Source organism: Staphylococcus sp. EG-SA-2 (assembly GCF_017152085.1).
In genome coordinates this window covers 1-509 of the sequence record NZ_JACYHC010000245.1, presented here as the reverse complement: position 1 = coordinate 509, position 509 = coordinate 1, and the positions used below count along the sequence as shown (strand labels likewise).

The 509-nt window shown below is 31.2% G+C and carries 1 protein-coding gene; it reads right to left on the bottom strand.

The features are described from left to right. A partial coding sequence (locus IDG60_RS02385; RefSeq protein ID WP_206160457.1) for a DUF1672 family protein occupies window positions 1-509 on the bottom strand: 509 nt, incomplete at both ends.

The following is a 509-nucleotide window of genomic DNA, read 5'->3' as shown; positions in this document are numbered from 1 at the left end:
TCTTTAAATTCTTTATCATTTTTATGAATCAACGGTTCGTAATATTTACGATATTCTTTTAAGTTTCTTGATAAATATGTGATATAAAAGTATTCATTTTGATATCCAACGTTTTGTGTCTTGTTAATTGCCTCTTTTGTAAAGCCTGTATATTGATATTTCTTTTCATTTTCTTTGAAGAATTTATATAAGTTATCATACTTTTCTTTTTGCGCTCGATATTCAAAGCCACTCAGCACTGTACCCACCATCATACTCATATCATCACCATTGTCATTACTGCGCATTGATCCTTTTTGATGGATGGCATCTTTGTACAAAGGTAGACTTGCATTAAATACAATGCCATGATCTTCGCAATGCACATAAACTTCTACACCATCATCTTTACCTACAACATTTGTAGCTTTAACTTTTAGTCCAAAGTTATCTTTAAAGAATTGTTCACCTACTTTTTCAAATTCTTTACGATGCTTCTTCGCAAATTCAATCGCATCTTTTTCTGCAGG